Raw genomic sequence first — 17,983 nt, forward strand, 5'->3', positions numbered from 1 at the left:
ACCTCACGGTGGCCCGCCTGTCGTGCGTCCGGGCGGGATGCGTCCGGCCCATTGCTTCGGAGCCCGAACATTTCCTAGGGTGGCCGGATGCCGCACGCCGACGACGTCGTCCCCGCCCCCGTCTCCCTGCGCACCGGCGGGGAGGTTCTCGCCCTGCGCGACGGGGCCCGGGTCGCCGCCGACCCGGGCCTGCGCGCCGCCGCCCGGTGGTGGCGGAGGGTGAGCGAGGACGCCTTCGGCCTCGACCTGGTGCCCGTGGGGCCGGGCGACAGCGACGACACCGGCGCGGACGTGTCCTTCGTCCTCGACCCGGCCGTCCCCGCGGGGGGCTACCGGCTGGGGGTCACCGACGGCGGCGGGCACGCCGCCGTGCACGTCGCCGCGGGCGACGCCGCGGGAGCGCACGCGGCCGCGCAGACCCTGCGGCAGCTGGCCGGCCCGCAGGCGTTCCGCCGCGCGGGCCGCGCGGCGCTCGCGCTGCCGGCCGTGACCGTCGACGACGCGCCCCGGTTCGGCTGGCGCGGCGTGCTGCTCGACGTCGCCCGGCACTTCCTGCCGAAGGCGGACGTGCTGCGGTTCGTCGACCTGGCCGCCGCCCACCACCTCAACGTGCTGCAGCTCCACCTCACCGACGACCAGGGCTGGCGCTTCGAGGTGGAGCGGTACCCGCGCCTGGTCGAGGTCGGGTCGTGGCGGCGCGAGTCCGGCGTCGGGACCTGGCGCGCCGAGCGCTACGACGGCCGCCCCCACGGCGGGTACTACACGCGCGACGACCTGCGGGAGATCGTCGCCTACGCCCGCGAGCGCGGCGTCACCGTGGTGCCCGAGATCGGCTCGCCCGGCCACGTGCAGGCGCTGCTCACCGCCTACCCGGAGCTCGCGGCCCGCCCCGGCGCGCACGAGGTGCGCACCACCTGGGGCATCAGCGAGGACGTGATCGACCCGTCGGACGCCGCGGTCGACTTCTTCGCCGGGGTCCTGGACGAGGTGATCGAGGTCTTCGACTCGCCGTTCGTCTCGCTCGGCGGCGACGAGGTGCCCACGACGGCGTGGCGCGAGCGCCCCGACATCGTGGCGCGCGCCGCCGACCTCGGCCTCGTCGGCCCCGACGGCGAGGGCGACGTCGCCCGGCTGCACGGCTGGTTCCTCGCGCGCCTCGCGGAGCACCTGCGCTCGAAGGGCCGCCGCGCCGTCGTCTGGGACGAGGCGTTCGGGCCCGACCTGCCGCGGGACGTCGTGGTCACCTGCTGGCGCGGGCACGCCGTGGCCGCGGACGCCCTCGCGGCCGGGCACGACGTCGTGATGGCCCCCGAGCAGGAGGTGTACCTCGACCACCGCGCCGCCGACGGCGACGACGAGCCCGTGCCCGTGGGCTTCGTGCGCACGGTCGCCGACGTGCGGGCGTTCGAGCCGCTGCCGGCCGGGCTGCTGGAGGCGCGCCCCGAGCTGGCCGGCGACCTGCCGGGCACGGTGCTGGGTGCCCAGGCGCAGGTCTGGAGCGAGCACCTCGACTCGGTGCGCCGCGTCGACTATGCGGCCTTCCCGCGCCTCGCGGCGTTCGCGGAGGCGGTGTGGAACCCGGCCGCACCAGGGTTCGACGAGCGCCTGCGCGGCGGCCACCTCGCCCGCCTCGACGCCGCGGGCGTCGAGTACCGTCCGCTCGACGGGCCGCGGCCGTGGCAGCGGCGGCCGGGTGTCACGGGCTGGCCGCGCGACCTCGCCGCCGAGCGGGCGGCCGCGGGCTGGGCCGGGATGGGCGGCTGGGTCGAGGGGCGCGACGGCGCGGAGCCGGGGCAGCAGCGGTAGGCGGGCCGCGACGGCGTCGACGTCGGCCGTCGTCAGCGGCCGGCGGGCACCGGCTCGGGCGCCTCGTCGGGCGAGGCGGGCCGGGGAGCGTCCGGGCCGTCGGCGTCGTCGTCCGGGCCGTCCGAGGAGTCGCCGCCCGCGCCGGGGCGAGCGCGCCCGCGCAGCCAGCGGTAGCCGAGGTAGCCGAGCCCGCCGAGCGCGAGCCAGGGGAGCAGCACGCCCAGCACGAGCACGACCGTCTGGACCGTCGTGACGAGGGCGCCCCAGCCCGAGGCGAGCCCGCCGAGGAACCCGCCGCGCGACTGCGCGGCGGCGACCGGCTCGGGCACGATCTCGACGTCGAGCGTCGACATCGCCACCTGGTCGGACAGGCGCTGGCGCTGCGCCGTCAAGGCGTCCAGCTCGGCCTGGCGCTCGGACAGCTCCTGCTCCACCTGGAGCAGGTCCTCCGTGCTCCCGGCGGACTTCATGAGGTCGCGCAGGCGGTCCGTCGACGTGGTCAGCGCCGCGATGCGGGCGTCGAGGTCCTGGCCCTCGCCGGTGACGTCCGTGCTGTCGACGTCGACGCTCTCGACGGTGCCGAGCGAGCCGAGCGCCTCGACGGCGCCGGTCATGCGGTCGGAGGGCAGCCGCGCGGTGATCGAGGCCGACCCCGGCGAGTCGTCCGTGGCGGCGGTCTCCGAGCGCCGCTCGATGCGGCCGCCCGCCTCCTCGACGAGCCGCGCGAGCCGCGTCGCGGCGGCGGACGGGTCGTCCGCGACGACCGTGGCGCTGCCCGTGGTGACGATCTCGCGGGCCGCGGCGGCGCCGGGCTCGGCGGCGCTCTCCGCGACCGCGGCCCCGTCGGCCGCCTGCTCCGAGGCGCCGGCGTCCGCGACGGTGCCGGCGCTGTCGGCCTCCACCCCGGCGGACTCGCCCCCGGCGTCGGCCCCGCCCGACGAGCAGGCGGTCATGACCAGCAGGAGCGTCGCTGCCAGGGCCGCGAGGAGCGGTGCACGGCGGGTCCGGTCGCGGCGCAGGGTGGCAGGCATGGCTCAGAGCGTAGGGCGCTGCCCCCTCCCGTCCGGGGCGTTCCGCCCGATCGTGACCCGACCGTGCCGAGACCGTGACCTTGGGCGATGCGAGATGCCGATGGGAGATGACGAGGGCAGCTGAAGTGGGTACTGCCCCCGGCCGGCCCGCCCCCGCCGTCGCGCCGCCGCCCGTCCGTCACGATCCGGTCACACCTGCCCCCAGGGGAGGGATCGCGGATTGACAGACGGCTAGTTAAGACGCTGTACTAACAAACATGTCCACGCCGACGACGCGCACAGCACGACGAGGTCTGGGTGCCGGCCTGCGAGCCACCTCCAAGGTGCTCCCCGAGCACGCCAGGGCGCACAACCGCTCCCTCGTGCTCCAGCACCTGTTCCACGAGGGGCCCACCTCCCGGGCGGACCTGGCCCGGGCCACGTCCCTGACCCGCGTGACCATCTCCGACCTCGTGAACGTCCTGCTGTCCGAGGGGCTCGTCGAGGAGCTGGGCGTGCAGCCCGGCCGCCGGGTCGGCAAGCCCGCGATCCTCGTGGGGATGCGCACCGACGGCTACCAGATCGTGGCGGTCGACCTGTCGGACGACGCCGTCATGCGCGGCGCGGTCATGACGCTCACGGGCGAGGCGGTCGTGCGCCGCTCCCTGCCGGTGGCCGGGCACGACGGCGACGAGCTCGTGGACCTGCTCACGCGCTTCGCGCGGACCCTGATCTCCGCGGCCACGCGCCCCGTGATCGGGGTCGGCGTCGGCTCGCCCGGCGTCGTGGACGACTCCGGCCGCGTGGTCGAGGCGCCGAACCGGCAGTGGACCGACCTGCCGCTCGCCGCGATCCTCACCGACCGGCTCGCGCTGCCCGTGCACGTCGCGAACGACGCGAACTCCGCGGCGCTCGGCGAGTACACCTACGGCGGCGCCGCCGACTCCATGCTCGTGCTCACGGTCGGGCAGGGCGTGGGCGCCGGCGTGATGGTGGACGGCTCGCGCGTGCACGGCTCCGCCGACGCCGCGGGAGAGCTCGGCCACGTCACGGTGGTGGACGACGGCGAGCCCTGCGCCTGCGGCCGCCGCGGCTGCCTGGAGACCGTGCTCGCCGCCCCGGCCCTGCGCCGCGCCGTCGCCGGGCTGGACCCGGCCGCCGCCGACGAGGCGCTCGCCGGCGTGGGCCGCACCCTCGGCGTCGCCCTCGCGCCCGTCGTGGGCGCCCTGAACCTCGGCGAGGTGCTGCTCAGCGGCCCGGCCGACCTGCTCGACGGTGCGCTGCGCACCGCCGCCCTGCAGACCCTGACCGACCGCACCATGCCGGCCACGGCCGCCGGGCTGCGGTTGCGGATGGCCACGCTCGACGAGGACGTCGTCCTCGCCGGGGCAGCCGTCCTGGTGCTGGCAGCCCAGCTCGGCGTCTCCTGACCCCGACGAGGGACCCGCACGCGGCAGCGCCGTCCCTGGCGCCGCGCTGCTCGGATCGACCCCAGAAAGATCGAGAGGAATCCCCAGTGAAGAGGACCCGTGTCGTTGCCACCGGCGTGGCGACGAGCCTGACCCTGGCGCTCGCGCTCGCCGCGTGCGCGCCGGCCGACGAGGGGACCGGCGAGTCCGGCGGCGCCCCCGAGTCCGGTGACATCACCCTGTGGCTCGCCGGTGCCGACACCAACGACGAGCTGCGCCAGTACCTCAAGGACACGTTCGCCGAGGAGAACCCCGGCTCGACGCTGACGATCGAGGAGCAGGACTGGACCGACCTGGTCACCAAGCTCACGACCGCGCTGCCCGACGCCGCGAACACCCCGGACGTCGTGGAGATCGGCAACACGCAGGCGCCGACGTTCACCTACGCGGGCGCGTTCCGGGAGATCTCCCCGGAGCTGTACGAGGAGCTGGGCGGCGACAAGCTGCTGCAGTCGTTCGTCGAGGCGGGCTCGATCGACGAGACCAAGTACGCGCTGCCGTACTACTACGGCTCGCGCTACATGTTCTACCGCAAGGACATCTGGTCGAAGGCCGGCCTCGAGGTGCCCAAGACGCTGGAGGAGTTCGGCGACTCGGTCAAGGAGCTCACCTCCAAGAAGCAGTCCGGGTTCGCGATGGGCGGGCAGGACTGGCGCAACGGCATCTCCTGGGTCTTCGCGAACGGCGGCGAGCTCGCCGTCAAGGACGGCGACCAGTGGACCTCCACGCTGTCCGACCCGAACACGGTCAAGGGTCTCGAGCAGTGGCAGGACGTGTTCGAGAACGCGTCGAACCTGCCGGCGACGGCCAAGGACGAGGCGTACTGGGACTTCATCAACGACGGCACCGACGGCGCTGCGCCCGAGGGCGCGACCATCATGGCGCCGGGCTGGGCCCGCTGGTCCATCGGCGACCTGACGAAGGGCGACGACGGCAAGGAGGTGCGCGACGGCATGGCGGACGACACGAAGTTCGACATCTTCGCGCTGCCCGGCGTCGACGGCGGCGTGGCCCCTGTGTTCGCGGGCGGCTCGAACGTCGCGGTGTCCGCGAAGTCGCAGCACCCGGAGCTCGCGGAGAACCTGCTGCGGATCATCTACTCGGACGAGTACCAGACCATGCTCGCCAAGGCGGGCCTGGGGCCGGCCAACACGGACTTCAACAAGCTCATGACCGTGGACGCCGAGGGCAACCCGGACAAGTTCGGCGAGGTCACCGTGGAGACCGCCGAGGCGTCGAAGCTCACCCCGGCCGCACCCGGCTGGGCCGCCGTGGAGGGCGCCTCGGTCTACGAGGAGCTCTTCCAGAAGATCGCCGAGGGCGGTGACGTGACGGCTCTCGCCAAGCAGTACGACGAGAAGCTCACGCCGATGCTCAACGGCCAGGCGGGCTGACCCCTTCCAGCCCCCACCCCCGACGGGCGGAGCGGTGCCACCTCGCTGGTCCCCCTGCCAGCGCCACCGCTCCGCCCGTCATCCACGACCACCGGGAAGGAGGACCGCATGACCACCGCGACACCCGCGTCCGCCATCGCGATCCGCCGTCGGCGCCAGCCGGCCACCCCCTACCTCCTGCTGCTCCCCGCGGTGCTGGTCCTGCTCGTCGGTCTCGGGTACCCCGTGTACTGGCAGGTCGTGACCTCGCTGCAGGAATTCGGGATGATGCAGCAGTTCGGCGCACCTCCGACCTTCGCCGGGCTGGACAACTACGCGCGGATCTTCTCCGACGACCGGCTCTGGACCGTCGTGGGACGCTCCATCCTCTTCTGCCTCGTGAACGCGTTCCTCACGGTGGCGATCGGCCTCGGGCTGGCGCTGCTGATGAAGGCCGTGCACGCTGCCGTGCGCATCACGATGCAGATCGTGCTCCTGCTGGCCTGGGCGACCCCCCTGGTGGCCGCGGTGACCGTCTTCCGGTGGCTCTTCGACTACCGCTCCGGCGTCGTGAACTGGCTGCTCGTGCAGCTCGGCCTCGACCAGTACCAGGGCTACGCCTGGCTCGCGCAGCCGCTGACGTTCTTCGTCGTCGCGACCCTGGTCATCGTGTGGATGTCGGTGCCGTTCGTGGCGATGTCCCTGTACGCGGGCCTCACGCAGGTGTCCGAGGAGGTCCTGGAGGCCGCGCGGCTCGACGGCGCCAGCCCCGCGCAGATCCTGCGCCACATCCTGCTGCCGCTGGTGCGCCCGGTGCTCGCCATCGTGCTGCTGCTGCAGATCATCTGGGACCTGCGGGTGTTCGCGCAGATCCGCCTGCTGCAGGACGCCGGCGCCCCGATCTCCGAGACGAACCTGCTGGGCAACTTCATCTACGAGCTCGGCATCGGCAGCCAGGACTTCTCCGGCGCCGCCGCCGTCTCGATCTTCGTCCTGCTGCTCACGGTGCTGCTCGCCGCGCCGTACGTGCGCAGCCTCATGAAGGAGGACGCCGCGTGACCGCCGCGACCGAGACCGCGCGGCCCGCGGCCACGCCCGCCGCGCCCGCCGTGCGGGACGCCGGGGCGGCGGTGCGCCGCCCCCGACCGCGGGTCGGCAAGATCCTGCTGGGCGTCCTGGGCGTGGCCCTGTCGCTCGTGTGGGTGTTCCCCGTCTACTGGATGCTGCTGTCGGCGGTCACGCCGGCCGCGCGCCTCAAGGCGAGCACGCCGAGCTTCCTGCCCACGCACTTCACCCTCGCCAACTTCACCAGCGTGCTGACGGGCTCCGGCTTCGGCGGTGCGCTGCGGATGAGCCTGATGATCACGGGCGTCACGATCGTCCTCGTCCTGGCGTTCGCGTTCCTGGCCGCCCTGGCCATCAGCCGCTGGCGCTTCCGCGGCCGCACCAGCTTCGTCCTGGCGGTGCTGTTCATCCAGATGCTGCCGGCCGAGGGCCTGTTCATCGCGCAGTACAAGATGCTCTCGACGGTGGGGGAGAGCGCGCCCGTGCTCGGCCTCAACTCGGTGCTCGGCATCTCGGTCCTGTACACGGCGATGCTCGTGCCGTTCACGATCTGGATGCTGCGCGGCTTCGTCGCCGGCATCCCCGCGGAGCTCGAGGAGGCCGCCATGGTCGACGGCCTCTCGCGGACCAAGGCGTTCCTGCGGATCACGTTCCCGCTGCTCGCGCCGGGCCTCGTCGCGTCGGGCGTGTACGCGTTCCTGCAGGCGTGGAACGAGTTCACGACGGCGCTCGTGATCCTGCCCGCCGAGGACCGGCAGACGCTGCCGATCTGGCTGCGCAGCTTCCTGTCGGCGTCGGCGAACCGCGGCATCGACTGGGGCGAGGTCATGGCGGCCTCGACGCTCATCGCCGTGCCGGTGATCGTCTTCTTCCTCTTCGTGCAGGGCCGGATGACGTCCGGGCTGGTCTCCGGGGCGGTGAAGGGCTGACGTGGACGACGCCACCCCCTTGAATCCCCCGAGCCCCCCGGGCCCTCCGGGGCCCGCGGGCGCCGTGGGCCCCACGGTCGGGCTCGACATCGGCGGCACCAAGACCCTGGCCGTCCTGCTGGACCCGGCCGGCGCCGTCGTGGCGCAGGCCCGGCTGGCCACCGAGCGCGGCCCGGCCGGCGTCGTCGCGGGCGCGGCCCGGGCCGTGCGCGGTGTCGCGCGGCAGGCCGGCGTCGACGTCGCGGACGTCGTCGGCGTGGGCGTGGGCATGCCCGGTCTCGTCGACCCGGCCGCCGGGACCGTGCGGCACGCCGTGAACGTGGGCGTCGACGCCGCGCCGCTGGCCCTCGCCCGGCTGCTGAGCGACGAGCTCGGCGGCATCCCCGTCGGTCTGGAGAACGACCTCAACGTGGCGGCGCTCGGCGCCGCGCACCTGGAGGCGGCAGCGGCGGGCACACCGCGCGCAGGCGTCGACCTGGCGTTCCTCGCGCTCGGCACCGGGCTCGCCGCGGGCCTCGTGCTCGACGGCGAGCTGCGGCGCGGCTTCGGCGGCGCGGCCGGCGAGATCGGGCACGTCCCGGTCGACCCGGCCGGCCCGGTGTGCCCGTGCGGGCAGCGAGGCTGCCTCGAGCTGTACGCCTCCGGGACGGCCGTCTCCCGGCTCTGGCCCGCCCGCAGCGGTCAGCCCGCGCCGGTGGAGCTGTTCGAGGCGGCGGAGCGCGGCGTCCCCGCCGCGCTCGAGGCGCGCGACGCCTACGCCTCGGCCGTGGCCGCGGCGGTGCGCATGCTGGTCCTCACGGTCGACGTGCAGCACGTCGTGCTGGGCGGCGGCGTCGCGCAGCTCGGCGAGCCGCTCCTCGACGCCGTGCGCGCCGCGCTGGTGCGCGAGTCGCGGGGTTCCGGGTTCCTCGGGTCGCTGCACCTGGCCGACCGCGTCCGGCTCGCCCCGGGCCGCGTGCCCGTGGGCGCCGTCGGCGCCGCCGTCGTGGGACGGTCGGTCGCCGGTCGTGCCCCGCTGAACGGGGTGGCGTCATGACCGCCCGCCGGGGCGGGGCCCTGTCCGGGGCCGTGACCGCCGGCCTGCTCGCCGTCGCGCTGACCGGCTGCTCCGTGCTCGGCACCGGGGCGGAGCCCGCGGCGCCGGACCAGGACCTCACGATGTGGCTGGTCGGCGAGGACACCACGCCCGAGCTCCGCGAGTACCTCGTGCAGAAGTTCGAGAACGAGCACCCGGGCGCGACCCTCACGATCGAGCAGCAGGAGTGGGGCGACGTCGTCGCCAACCTCACCGAGGCGCTGGAGGACCCGGCCACCACGCCGGACGTCGTCGAGATCGGCAACACCCAGTCGCCGACGTTCACCACCACGGGCGCGTTCCGCGAGATCTCGCCGGAGCTGTACGAGGAGCTGGGCGGCGACAAGTTGCTGCAGTCGTTCGTCGAGGCAGGCTCGGTCGACGGCCGCCACTATGCGCTGCCGTACTACTTCGGCTCGCGGTACGTCTTCTACCGCAAGGACCTGTGGGACGCCGCCGGCCTCGAGAAGCCCGCGACGCTGGCCGAGTTCGGCGAGTCCGTCAAGGAGCTCACCGACGACGACCACGCCGGGTTCGCGATGGGCGGCCAGGACTGGCGCAACGGCATCTCCTGGGTGTTCGCCGCCGGCGGGGAGCTCGCGGTGAAGGAGGGCGACCGCTGGGTCTCCACCCTGTCCGACCCGAAGACCGTCGAGGGCCTCGAGATGTGGCAGGACGTGTACGAGGACGCGTCGTACCTGCCGTCCACGGAGAAGGACGTCGAGTACTGGGACTTCCTCAACGACGGCGTCGAGGAGGCGCCGCCCGCCGCGGCGACGATCATGGCGCCCGCGTGGGCGCGGTGGTCGATCGGCCACCTCGTGCGCAACGACGAGGGCGAGCTGGTGCGCGACGGGATGAAGGACGCCGACACGTTCGACATCTTCGCCCTGCCCGGCGTGGACGGCGGGCCGGCCCCCGTCTTCGCCGGCGGCTCGAACATCGCCGTCTCGGCCACCTCGCCGAGCCCCGAGCTGGCCGAGGACGTGCTGCGCGTCGTCTTCTCCGACGAGTACCAGGAGAAGCTCGCCGCCGCCGGGCTCGGGCCGGCGAACGAGGACGCCCAGGAGCTCATGAAGGGCGACAAGTTCGGCCGGCTCATGGTCCGCACCGCGGCCGCGTCGAAGCTCACGCCGCCGGCGCCCGGGTGGGCCTCGATCGAGGACGCGGGGGTGTACGAGGACCTGTTCGGCCGCATCGCCGACGGCGGTGACGTCGCGCCCCTCGCGCAGGAGTTCGACGCCCGCCTCACGCCGATGCTCAACGCCCCGGCCGCGGCCGACGAGTGAGCCGATGACAGCAGGACGACGGGATGATGGAACCGATCCCGCACCCGAGAGACTGGAGTCCCCATGGAAGTCGTGATCGCCCCCGCCGACGAGCTGGCCGTGCTGGCGGCCGACGCGATCGAGGCGCTGCTGCGCAAGGACCCGGCCACGGTGCTGGGGCTGGCGACGGGGTCGAGTCCGCTGAAGGTGTACGACGAGCTGGCGCGTCGCCACCGCGAGGAGGGGCTGTCCTTCGCCCAGGCCCGCGGCTTCATGCTGGACGAGTACGTGGGCCTGGACGCCGCCCACCCGCAGCGGTACCGCAACGTGATCGAGACGGAGATCGCCTCGCGCGTCGAGTGGCCCGCGGAGCAGGTGTCCGGCCCGGACGGGCTGGCGGAGGACATCCCGGCGGCGTGCGCGGCGTACGAGCAGGCGATCACGGACGCGGGCGGGGTGGACCTGCAGATCCTGGGGATCGGCACGGACGGGCACATCGCGTTCAACGAGCCGGGCTCGTCGCTCGCGTCGCGCACGCGGATCAAGACCCTCACGGCGCAGACGCGGGTGGACAACGCGCGGTTCTTCGACGACGACGTGGACCAGGTGCCCACGCACTGCCTGACGCAGGGGCTGGGCACGATCATGCAGGCGCGGCACCTGGTGCTGCTGGCCACCGGCCGGCAGAAGGCCGAGGCGGTGCACCAGCTCGTCGAGGGCCCGATCTCCGCGATGTGGCCGGGCACCGTGATGCAGCTGCACCCGCACGCCACGGTGCTGGTCGACGACGCGGCCGCCTCCCGGCTGCAGCTCGGGGACTACTACCGCCAGACGTTCGCGTCCAAGCCGGACTGGCAGGGCCTGTGATCCGTGCCCGGATCCGCGGCTCGGGGGGTGCGGTGGCGGGGGAGCGTCACAGGGGTCGTCGTAGACTTCCCGGCATGAGCGATCCCCTCTCCACCCCGCCCGCCGACCCCTCGCAGGACACCGGGGCCGGCACCAGCGTGCTGGAGCGCCCGGACACCCGCGAGCAGGCCGCGGAGCCGGGCGACCACGAGCGCTTCGCGCACTACGTGCGCAAGGAGAAGATCATGGAGTCCGCCCTGTCGGGCAAGCCCGTGATCGCGCTCTGCGGCAAGGTGTGGGTGCCGGGCCGCGACCCGTCGAAGTTCCCGGTGTGCCCGATCTGCAAGGAGATCTACGACGGCCTCCGCGACCCGCAGGACGGCGAGGGCGGCGAGGGCGACTCCGGCAAGTGAGCGCGCAGCCGCTTCCCGAGCCCGAGTCCACCCCCGATCTCTTCCAGGCGACGGCGGAGCCTGCCAAGCCTCTGCCGCAGTCACCGTCGTCGTCGGCGGCGTCCCACCTGAGCCCGGCGTTCCCGCGCCGCGCGCCGTGGGGCACCGCGTCCAACCTGCGTGCCTGGCAGGCCGAGGCGCTGGACCTGTACCGACGGCGCGAGCCGCGGGACTTCCTCGCCGTCGCCACGCCCGGCGCCGGCAAGACGACGTTCGCGCTGCGCGTGGCCACCGAGCTGCTCGAGGCCGGCGTCGTGCGCCGCGTGACCGTCGTCGCGCCCACCGAGCACCTCAAGCACCAGTGGGCCGACGCCGCGGCGCGCGTCGGCATCCGGATCGACCCGTCGTTCAAGAACAGCCAGGGCCGGCACGGCTCGCACTACGACGGCGTCGCCCTCACGTACGCGCAGGTCGCGGCCAAGCCGGCGCTGCACCGCGCCCGGACGGAGGCGGCGCGCACGCTCGTCATCCTCGACGAGGTGCACCACGGCGGCGACGCCCTGAGCTGGGGCGACGCCGTCCGCGAGGCGTTCGAGGACGCCACCCGGCGCCTCGCGCTCACGGGCACGCCGTTCCGGTCGGACACCGCGCCGATCCCGTTCGTCACGTACGAGGAGGACCGCGAGGGCATCCGGCGCTCCAAGGCGGACTACACGTACGGCTACGGCGACGCGCTGCGCGACCACGTCGTGCGGCCCGTGCTGTTCATGACCTATTCGGGCAACATGCGCTGGCGCACCAAGGCGGGCGACGAGGTCAGCGCCCGCCTCGGCGAGGCGATGACCAAGGACATGCACGCCCAGGCGTGGCGTACCGCGCTGGACCCGAACGGCGAGTGGATCCCGTCGGTCCTCGCGGGGGCGGACAAGCGGCTCACGGAGATGCGCCGCGCCGTGCCCGACGCCGGCGGTCTCGTCATCGCGACGGACCAGACGGACGCGCGCGCGTACGCCGGCCACCTGGCCCGGCTCACCGGCCAGAGCCCGACCGTCGTCCTGTCCGACGACGACGGCGCGAGCGCCCGCATCGACGAGTTCGCCCAGGGCGACTCGCGTTGGATGGTGGCGGTGCGCATGGTGTCCGAGGGCGTCGACGTGCCGCGGCTCGCCGTCGGCGTCTACGCCACGAGCACGTCGACGCCGCTGTTCTTCGCGCAGGCCGTGGGCCGCTTCGTGCGTGCCCGCAAGCGCGGCGAGACGGCGTCGGTCTTCCTGCCGAGCGTGCCGCTGCTGCTCGAGCTCGCCAACGGCATGGAGCTCGAGCGCGACCACGCGCTCGACCGCCCGAAGACGGCCGAGGAGCAGGGGATCGAGTACGACCCCGAGGCCGCGCTCCTCGCGGCGGCGAACAAGGAGGAGAAGGCGTCGGGGGAGCTCCTCGGCTCCTTCGAGGCCCTCGAGGCGCAGGCGTCGTTCGACCGGGTGCTGTTCGACGGCGGCGAGTTCGGCACGGGAGCGGACGTCGGCTCCGCCGAGGAGCTCGACTTCCTCGGCCTGCCGGGCCTCCTCGAGGCCGACCAGGTCACCACGCTGCTGCGGCAGCGGCAGGCGCAGCAGGTGCGCGGGCGGGGTGGCGCGACGGCGTCGGAGGCCGCGCTGGAGCAGTCGGAGGCGGAGCACCGCCGGGCCGCCGACCTGCGCAAGGAGCTGTCCAAGCTGGTGTCCGCGTGGGCACGCAAGAGCAGCACGCCGCACGGCTCCGTGCACAACGAGCTGCGACGCCGGTGCGGCGGGCCCGAGGTGCCGCTGGCCACCGCGGACCAGCTCGCCGCGCGCGTCGAGATGGTGCGCGGCTGGTTCGTCGGGAAGCGATAGCCGTACCCCGCTCTTAGCGCAGCACGAGGTCCACGGTGGGGATGGCCGGGTCTCCGGCGGAGAGCCGGCGGCCGCCGCGCGGCAGCTCCGCGCGGGCCTGGAGGTGGTGGCGGGCCGCGTTCTGCACGCCGTAGGCCCCCACCCAGCGGGAGTCCACCGCGCCGTCCACGACGAGCGGCACGAGCAGGCTGCGCACGTCGGGCCGTTCGCCGTCGGCGGTCTCGTCGGCCTGGTCGTCCAGGGCGCCGCCGTCCTCGGGGGACCAGGCCACGACGAGGTCGTCCGGACCGGTGACGAGGACCTCCTCGACAGCGCGCCCGTCGGGCCCGTAGCGGCGCGCCGCTCCCTTGCGTCCGCCCTGGCTGGTCTTGTGCGCGGACGCCTTCGCCACCGGCTGCAGCACGCCGGAGGGGTCGGCGCGGGCGACGAGCTTGTAGACCATGCCGCACGTGGGCGCGCCCGACCCCGTGACGAGCGAGGTGCCGACGCCGTAGACGTCCACCGGCATCGCGGCGAGCCCGGCGATCGCGTGCTCGTCGAGGTCCGACGTCACGACGATCTTCGTGCCGGTGGCGCCCAGCTCGTCGAGCTGGCGCCGGACCTCGACGGCGAGGACGCCGAGGTCGCCGGAGTCGAGGCGGACCGCGCCGAGCGACGTGCCGCCCGCGGCGATGGCGTTCTCGACGCCGCGCCGCACGTCGTAGGTGTCGACCAGCAGGGTGGTGCCCGACCCGAGCGACGCGACCTGCGAGTCGAACGCCGAGCGTTCGTCGTCGTGCAGGAGCGTGAACGAGTGGGCCGCGGTGCCGATGGTGTCGAGGCCGTACCGCATGCCGGCCTCGAGGTTCGAGGTGCCCGCGAACCCGCCGACGACGGCGGCGCGCGCGGCCGCGACGGCGGCCTGCTCGTGCGCGCGCCGGGAGCCCATCTCGAGCACGGGCCGGTCCACGGCGGCGCTGGTCATCCGCGACGCGGCGGACGCGATGGCGGAGTCGTAGTTGAGGATCGACAGGATCAGCGTCTCGAGGAGCACCGCCTCGGCGAACGTGCCCTCGACCTGCAGCACCGGCGAGCCCGGGAAGAAGATCTCGCCCTCGGCGTAGCCCTGGATCGTGCCCGTGAAGCGGTAGCCGCGCAGGAAGTCGAGGGTGCGGTCGTCGACGACGCCCGCGCGCTCGAGGTACGCGAGCTCGGCGTCGCCGAAGCGGAAGTGGGCGAGCGCCTCGAGGATGCGTCCGGTGCCCGCGAGCACGCCGTAGCGGCGACCGGCCGGCAGCCGCCGCGTGAACACCTCGAAGACGCAGTGCCGGTGCGCGGTGCCGTCCGCGAGGGCCGCCTGCAGCATCGTCAGCTCGTACCGGTCGGTGAGGAGGGCGACCGACGGGCGGACGGACGGGAGGGGGGCGGCCGGGACGGCCTGCAGCGACGGGGCGGCGCCGCCCCGGGGCTCGTCGGTCATGGGGACACGGTAGGGCTCCCGCGCTGGTCCGGCAGGGTGAAGCCCGCCAGGCGGACGGTCGACGACCACCGGACGGCTGTGCCTACGCTGGGCGGGTGAACGGGCAGACGACGACGCGGGCGACCACGGTGGCGACCACGGTGGCGACCACGGCGAGGATGGTCGCGGCGACCGAGGTGGAACGCGAGACCCGGGAGGACGCGGCGACGGCCGTCGCGGACCCGTGGGTGACGATCGTGTGGAACGACCCGGTGAACCTCATGTCCTACGTGAGCTACGTCTTCGAGAGCTACTTCGGCTACCCGCCGGCGAAGGCGCAGAAGCTGATGCTCCAGGTGCACCACGACGGGCGCGCCGTGGTGTCGTCCGGCCCGCGCGAGCGCATGGAGGTGGACGTGCAGGCGATGCACGGGTTCGGGCTGTGGGCCACGCTGCGGCAGTCGGGCGCCTCGGACGGCGGCGTCGACCCCGGCGCGTCCGGCGGCGACGGAGGTGCGGCATGACGCCGTTCCGGTCCGCGCCGGCGGGCTACGTCGCCCGGTGGGACGACGTCGAGCGGGAGGTGCTCGGCCGCGTCGCGCGCGACGTCGCGGAGCTGTTGCGCGCCGAGTCGGGGCTGGAGCCCGGGATCGAGGTCGGCGACGGCGTCGCCTTCACGGGCGTCGCGCGGGTGCCGCAGGACCCGGCGGTGCAGCGGCTGCTGCCCGACGCGCACGACGAGGACGCCGACGTCGCCGCCGAGTTCCGGCACCTGACGCAGACGGACCTGGCGGCCGGGAAGGTCTCCCGGCTCGTCGCGTTCGCCGACGCGATCGACTCCCCGGACGTGCTGCCGGACGACCCGCGGGACGGGGCGGAGCTCGTCGTGCCGCGCGAGTCGGCGCAGGACTTCGCGGGGGCGTTGACGGACGTGCGGCTCGTGCTGGCGGAGCGGTTGGGGCTGGTGGACGACGAGGACGTCGAGACGCTGCACGACGACGTCCTGGCCGGCCTCGACGACGAGAACGATGAGAACGACGAGAGCGACGAGGACGACGACGCGCCGGACGAGTACGCCGGCTGGGAGCGGGTCGGGCTGACCGGCCGCGAGCGGCGGTACTGGGGCGGGGTGTTCGTGGCCGCCGGGTTCGCCCAGGAGTCGCTGGTCGACGAGATGCTCGCGGACCTGCGCGCCGGGCGCGCGGGCGGCTGACGGCTGACGGCCGCGGGCGTATCACCGCAGGCCGGGGCGCTGCTGTGGCGGGCGCCACGCCGTGTCGCTGCTCACTCCCCGGGGTCGTGACGGTCCGTCGCGACTAGGCTTCCTCGGGTGAACGACGCCCCCATCGGGATCTTCGACAGCGGCGTCGGCGGGCTGACCGTCGCGCGCTCCATCCTCGACCAGCTGCCCCACGAGCAGGTGCTCTACCTGGGGGACACGGCGAACAGCCCGTACGGGCCGAAGCCGCTCGCCGCCGTGCGCGCGATGGCGCTCGCGGTGATGGACCGGCTCGTCGACGAGGGCGTGAAGATGCTGGTCATCGCCTGCAACTCCGCCACCGCGGTGGCGCTGCCCGACGCCCGCGAGCGGTACACCGTGCGGCGCGGCATCCCCGTCGTCGAGGTGATCCGGCCCGCCGCCCGGCGAGCGGTGCTCACGTCGAGGACCGGGCGCATCGGCGTCATCGGCACCAAGACCACCATCGACTCGCGCGCGTACGACGACGCCTTCCACGTCACGCCGGGGCTGGAGATCACCACCCAGGCGTGCCCGGACTTCGTGCCGCTCGTGGAGCGCGGGCTGACGTCCGGGTCCGAGGTCCTGGAGGTCGCCCACCGCTACCTCGACCCGGTGAAGGCCGCCGGCGTCGACACGCTCGTCCTGGGCTGCACGCACTACCCGCTGCTGGCGGGCGCGGTGTCGTACGTGATGGGCGAGGACGTCACGCTGGTCTCGAGCGCCGAGGAGACGGCCAAGGACGTGTACCGCAACCTCGTGCAGCACGGCCTGGAGCGCTCGCCCGACGCACCCGCGCCGGTGCACCGGTTCCTGGCCACCGGGGAGACGGAGCCGTTCGAGCGGCTCGCGCGCCGGTTCCTGGGGCCGGAGGTGACCCTGGTGGAGGCCGCATGAGGCTCGTGACCGTGGGGGTCTCGGGGTCCTTCCCGGGGCCGGCGTCGCCCGCGTCCGCATACCTGCTGCAGGCGCACGACGGCGAGCGCGAGTGGAACGTCGTGCTCGACCTCGGCAACGGGGCGCTGGGAGCGCTGCAGCGGCACGTCGACCCGCTCGACCTGGACGCCGTCGCGCTGTCCCACCTGCACCCCGACCACTGCGCCGACCTGTCCGGGCTGTACGTGTACCTGCGCTACCACCCGGAGCGGGGCGGTACCCGCACCGGCGTCGGGCGGCGGCTCCCGGTGCTCGGCCCGAGCACGACGGCGGATCGCGCCGCGGCGATGTACGGCCTGGCCGCGGGGGAGTCGATGGACGGCGAGTACGACGTCCGCGCCTGGCAGCCTGGATCGCCGGTGCGCATCGGGCCGTTCGAGCTGGAGCCGTTCGCGGTGTACCACCCGGTCGAGGCGTACGGCGTCCGGGTGACGGGGCCGTCGTCGGTGCGCGCGGGGGAGCGGGTCACCCTCGTCTACTCCGGGGACACGGACGCGTGCGACGGCCTGGTCGCGGGGGCCCGCGGGGCCGACCTGTTCCTGTGCGAGGCGGCGTTCCAGGAGGGGCGCGACGACGGCGTCGAGCGCGGCATCCACCTCACCGGCCGGCGGGCGGGCGAGGCCGCCGCGGCCGCCGGCGTGCGGAGCCTGCTGCTCACGCACCTGCCGGTGTGGAACGCGCCGGACGTCGCCGTGGCCGAGGCCCGGTCGGCCTACGAGGGGCCCGTCGCGGTCGCGACGGCCGGCGGGGTGCACGAGCTGTGAGCGGTAGCCTCGGCCCCGTGAACTCCGCCCCCGCCTCCTCATCGACCCCGACGTCGCCGGCGGCCCGGCCCGCCTGGCCCGCCGTCGTCTGCGACCTCGTGTGCGTGGTGGTCTTCACCGTGGTGGGGACCGTCAACCACGCGACGTCGGGGGACCTGGGGCACGTCGCCCTGGTGGGCCTGCCGTTCGTCGTGGGGCTCGCCGTCGGCTGGCTCGCGACGCGCGCGTGGCGAGCCCCCGCGCAGGTGTGGCCCACCGGCGTGGCGGTGTGGTTCGCCACCGTCGTCCTGGGCCTGGCGTTGCGACCCGTGCTCGGCATCGGCGGTGTGGAGGTCTCGTTCGCGATCGTCACCTCCCTCTTCCTCGGCGCGACGATGCTGGGCTGGCGCGCCCTCGCCTCCTTCGCCGCCCGCCGTCGAGCCTCGCCCTGACGTTGTGGGTGGGATTCTGGCCCTGATTAGCGCCGAATAAGGGCCAGAAACACAACCACAACGAGTGAGT

General features: G+C 74.3%; 17 protein-coding genes. 15 read left to right on the top strand and 2 right to left on the bottom strand.

All coding sequences use genetic code 11. From position 1 onward, the window contains the following. The first annotated feature begins 87 nt into the window (after positions 1-87). On the top strand, positions 88-1,806 hold the full coding sequence (locus ACFUVW_RS11440) for a beta-N-acetylhexosaminidase (RefSeq protein WP_430571450.1): 1,719 nt from the start codon (positions 88-90) through the stop codon (positions 1,804-1,806). 32 nt (positions 1,807-1,838) lie between these two features. Here the strand turns inward: ACFUVW_RS11440 and ACFUVW_RS11445 are convergent, their stop codons facing one another. Further along, positions 1,839-2,837, bottom strand: coding sequence for a DUF4349 domain-containing protein (locus ACFUVW_RS11445; protein WP_430571451.1), 999 nt, complete (start codon positions 2,835-2,837; stop codon positions 1,839-1,841). Positions 2,838-3,094: 257 nt separating this feature from the next. On the opposite strand from ACFUVW_RS11445, the gene ACFUVW_RS11450 reads away from it, so the two are divergent. The 9 genes from ACFUVW_RS11450 to ACFUVW_RS11490 all read left to right on the top strand — a co-directional run bounded on the left by ACFUVW_RS11450 (position 3,095) and on the right by ACFUVW_RS11490 (position 13,107). Next, complete coding sequence (locus tag ACFUVW_RS11450) at positions 3,095-4,246, top strand: ROK family protein (RefSeq protein WP_430571452.1); 1,152 nt, start codon at positions 3,095-3,097, stop codon at positions 4,244-4,246. An 86-nt stretch (positions 4,247-4,332) separates the two neighbouring features. After that, positions 4,333-5,679 (top strand): extracellular solute-binding protein, encoded by a 1,347-nt coding sequence (locus ACFUVW_RS11455; RefSeq protein ID WP_430571453.1) that lies wholly within the window; start codon positions 4,333-4,335, stop codon positions 5,677-5,679. A gap of 108 nt (positions 5,680-5,787) precedes the next feature. After that, on the top strand, positions 5,788-6,717 hold the full coding sequence (locus tag ACFUVW_RS11460; RefSeq protein ID WP_430571454.1) for a carbohydrate ABC transporter permease: 930 nt from the start codon (positions 5,788-5,790) through the stop codon (positions 6,715-6,717). Further along, positions 6,714-7,652, top strand: a complete 939-nt coding sequence (locus ACFUVW_RS11465) for a carbohydrate ABC transporter permease (protein WP_430571455.1) — start codon at positions 6,714-6,716, stop codon at positions 7,650-7,652. The genes ACFUVW_RS11460 and ACFUVW_RS11465 overlap by 4 nt, the downstream gene beginning before the upstream one ends. Before the next feature lie 64 nt (positions 7,653-7,716). Then, positions 7,717-8,688: an ROK family protein gene (locus tag ACFUVW_RS11470; protein ID WP_430571456.1), complete on the top strand. Its 972-nt coding sequence runs from the start codon at positions 7,717-7,719 to the stop codon at positions 8,686-8,688. Beyond that, on the top strand, positions 8,685-10,016 hold the full coding sequence (locus ACFUVW_RS11475) for an extracellular solute-binding protein (RefSeq protein WP_430571457.1): 1,332 nt from the start codon (positions 8,685-8,687) through the stop codon (positions 10,014-10,016). Before ACFUVW_RS11470 ends, ACFUVW_RS11475 begins: the two co-directional genes overlap by 4 nt. A gap of 63 nt (positions 10,017-10,079) precedes the next feature. Beyond that, positions 10,080-10,862: a glucosamine-6-phosphate deaminase gene (nagB, locus tag ACFUVW_RS11480; RefSeq protein ID WP_430571458.1), complete on the top strand. Its 783-nt coding sequence runs from the start codon at positions 10,080-10,082 to the stop codon at positions 10,860-10,862. 74 nt (positions 10,863-10,936) lie between these two features. Next, the gene (locus ACFUVW_RS11485; protein WP_430566862.1) at positions 10,937-11,254 is read left to right on the top strand and encodes a DUF3039 domain-containing protein; all 318 of its coding nucleotides are present in this window, start codon (positions 10,937-10,939) and stop codon (positions 11,252-11,254) included. A 71-nt stretch (positions 11,255-11,325) separates the two neighbouring features. Further along, complete coding sequence (locus ACFUVW_RS11490; protein WP_430571464.1) at positions 11,326-13,107, top strand: DEAD/DEAH box helicase; 1,782 nt, start codon at positions 11,326-11,328, stop codon at positions 13,105-13,107. A gap of 13 nt (positions 13,108-13,120) precedes the next feature. Here ACFUVW_RS11490 and ACFUVW_RS11495 read toward each other — a convergent pair whose 3' ends face one another. After that, positions 13,121-14,566 carry a nicotinate phosphoribosyltransferase gene (locus ACFUVW_RS11495; protein WP_430571459.1) on the bottom strand — a complete coding sequence of 482 codons (1,446 nt, stop codon included), beginning with the start codon at positions 14,564-14,566 and terminating at the stop codon, positions 13,121-13,123. Positions 14,567-14,724: 158 nt separating this feature from the next. Between ACFUVW_RS11495 and clpS the strand changes: the two genes are divergently transcribed. The 5 genes from clpS (at position 14,725) to ACFUVW_RS11520 (ending at position 17,913) form a co-directional block, all read left to right on the top strand. After that, positions 14,725-15,069 (top strand): ATP-dependent Clp protease adapter ClpS, encoded by a 345-nt coding sequence (gene clpS, locus ACFUVW_RS11500; protein WP_430571465.1) that lies wholly within the window; start codon positions 14,725-14,727, stop codon positions 15,067-15,069. Next, on the top strand, positions 15,066-15,758 hold the full coding sequence (locus ACFUVW_RS11505) for a DUF2017 family protein (protein WP_430571460.1): 693 nt from the start codon (positions 15,066-15,068) through the stop codon (positions 15,756-15,758). Before clpS ends, ACFUVW_RS11505 begins: the two co-directional genes overlap by 4 nt. A gap of 117 nt (positions 15,759-15,875) precedes the next feature. Beyond that, complete coding sequence (murI, locus tag ACFUVW_RS11510) at positions 15,876-16,679, top strand: glutamate racemase (protein WP_430571461.1); 804 nt, start codon at positions 15,876-15,878, stop codon at positions 16,677-16,679. Next, positions 16,676-17,482: an MBL fold metallo-hydrolase gene (locus ACFUVW_RS11515; RefSeq protein WP_430571462.1), complete on the top strand. Its 807-nt coding sequence runs from the start codon at positions 16,676-16,678 to the stop codon at positions 17,480-17,482. Before murI ends, ACFUVW_RS11515 begins: the two co-directional genes overlap by 4 nt. Before the next feature lie 17 nt (positions 17,483-17,499). Further along, on the top strand, positions 17,500-17,913 hold the full coding sequence (locus ACFUVW_RS11520; RefSeq protein WP_430571463.1) for a DUF3054 domain-containing protein: 414 nt from the start codon (positions 17,500-17,502) through the stop codon (positions 17,911-17,913). The last annotated feature ends 70 nt before the right edge of the window (positions 17,914-17,983 follow it).

Origin of the sequence: Isoptericola sp. NPDC057391, assembly GCF_042668085.1 — a bacterium.
Classification (GTDB): Bacteria; Actinomycetota; Actinomycetes; order Actinomycetales; family Cellulomonadaceae; genus Isoptericola.

Bases quoted from the DNA above. Each gene is read 5' to 3' on its own strand.
- ACFUVW_RS11440 (WP_430571450.1), top strand. From the start codon at position 88: ATGCCGCACGCCGACGACGTCGTCCCCGCCCCCGTCTCCCTGCGCACC.
- ACFUVW_RS11445 (WP_430571451.1), bottom strand. From the start codon at position 2,837: ATGCCTGCCACCCTGCGCCGCGACCGGACCCGCCGTGCACCGCTCCTC.
- ACFUVW_RS11450 (WP_430571452.1), top strand. From the start codon at position 3,095: ATGTCCACGCCGACGACGCGCACAGCACGACGAGGTCTGGGTGCCGGC.
- ACFUVW_RS11460 (WP_430571454.1), top strand. From the start codon at position 5,788: ATGACCACCGCGACACCCGCGTCCGCCATCGCGATCCGCCGTCGGCGC.
- ACFUVW_RS11475 (WP_430571457.1), top strand. From the start codon at position 8,685: ATGACCGCCCGCCGGGGCGGGGCCCTGTCCGGGGCCGTGACCGCCGGC.
- nagB (WP_430571458.1), top strand. From the start codon at position 10,080: ATGGAAGTCGTGATCGCCCCCGCCGACGAGCTGGCCGTGCTGGCGGCC.
- ACFUVW_RS11485 (WP_430566862.1), top strand. From the start codon at position 10,937: ATGAGCGATCCCCTCTCCACCCCGCCCGCCGACCCCTCGCAGGACACC.
- ACFUVW_RS11495 (WP_430571459.1), bottom strand. From the start codon at position 14,566: ATGACCGACGAGCCCCGGGGCGGCGCCGCCCCGTCGCTGCAGGCCGTC.
- clpS (WP_430571465.1), top strand. From the start codon at position 14,725: ATGGTCGCGGCGACCGAGGTGGAACGCGAGACCCGGGAGGACGCGGCG.
- ACFUVW_RS11505 (WP_430571460.1), top strand. From the start codon at position 15,066: ATGACGCCGTTCCGGTCCGCGCCGGCGGGCTACGTCGCCCGGTGGGAC.
- ACFUVW_RS11515 (WP_430571462.1), top strand. From the start codon at position 16,676: ATGAGGCTCGTGACCGTGGGGGTCTCGGGGTCCTTCCCGGGGCCGGCG.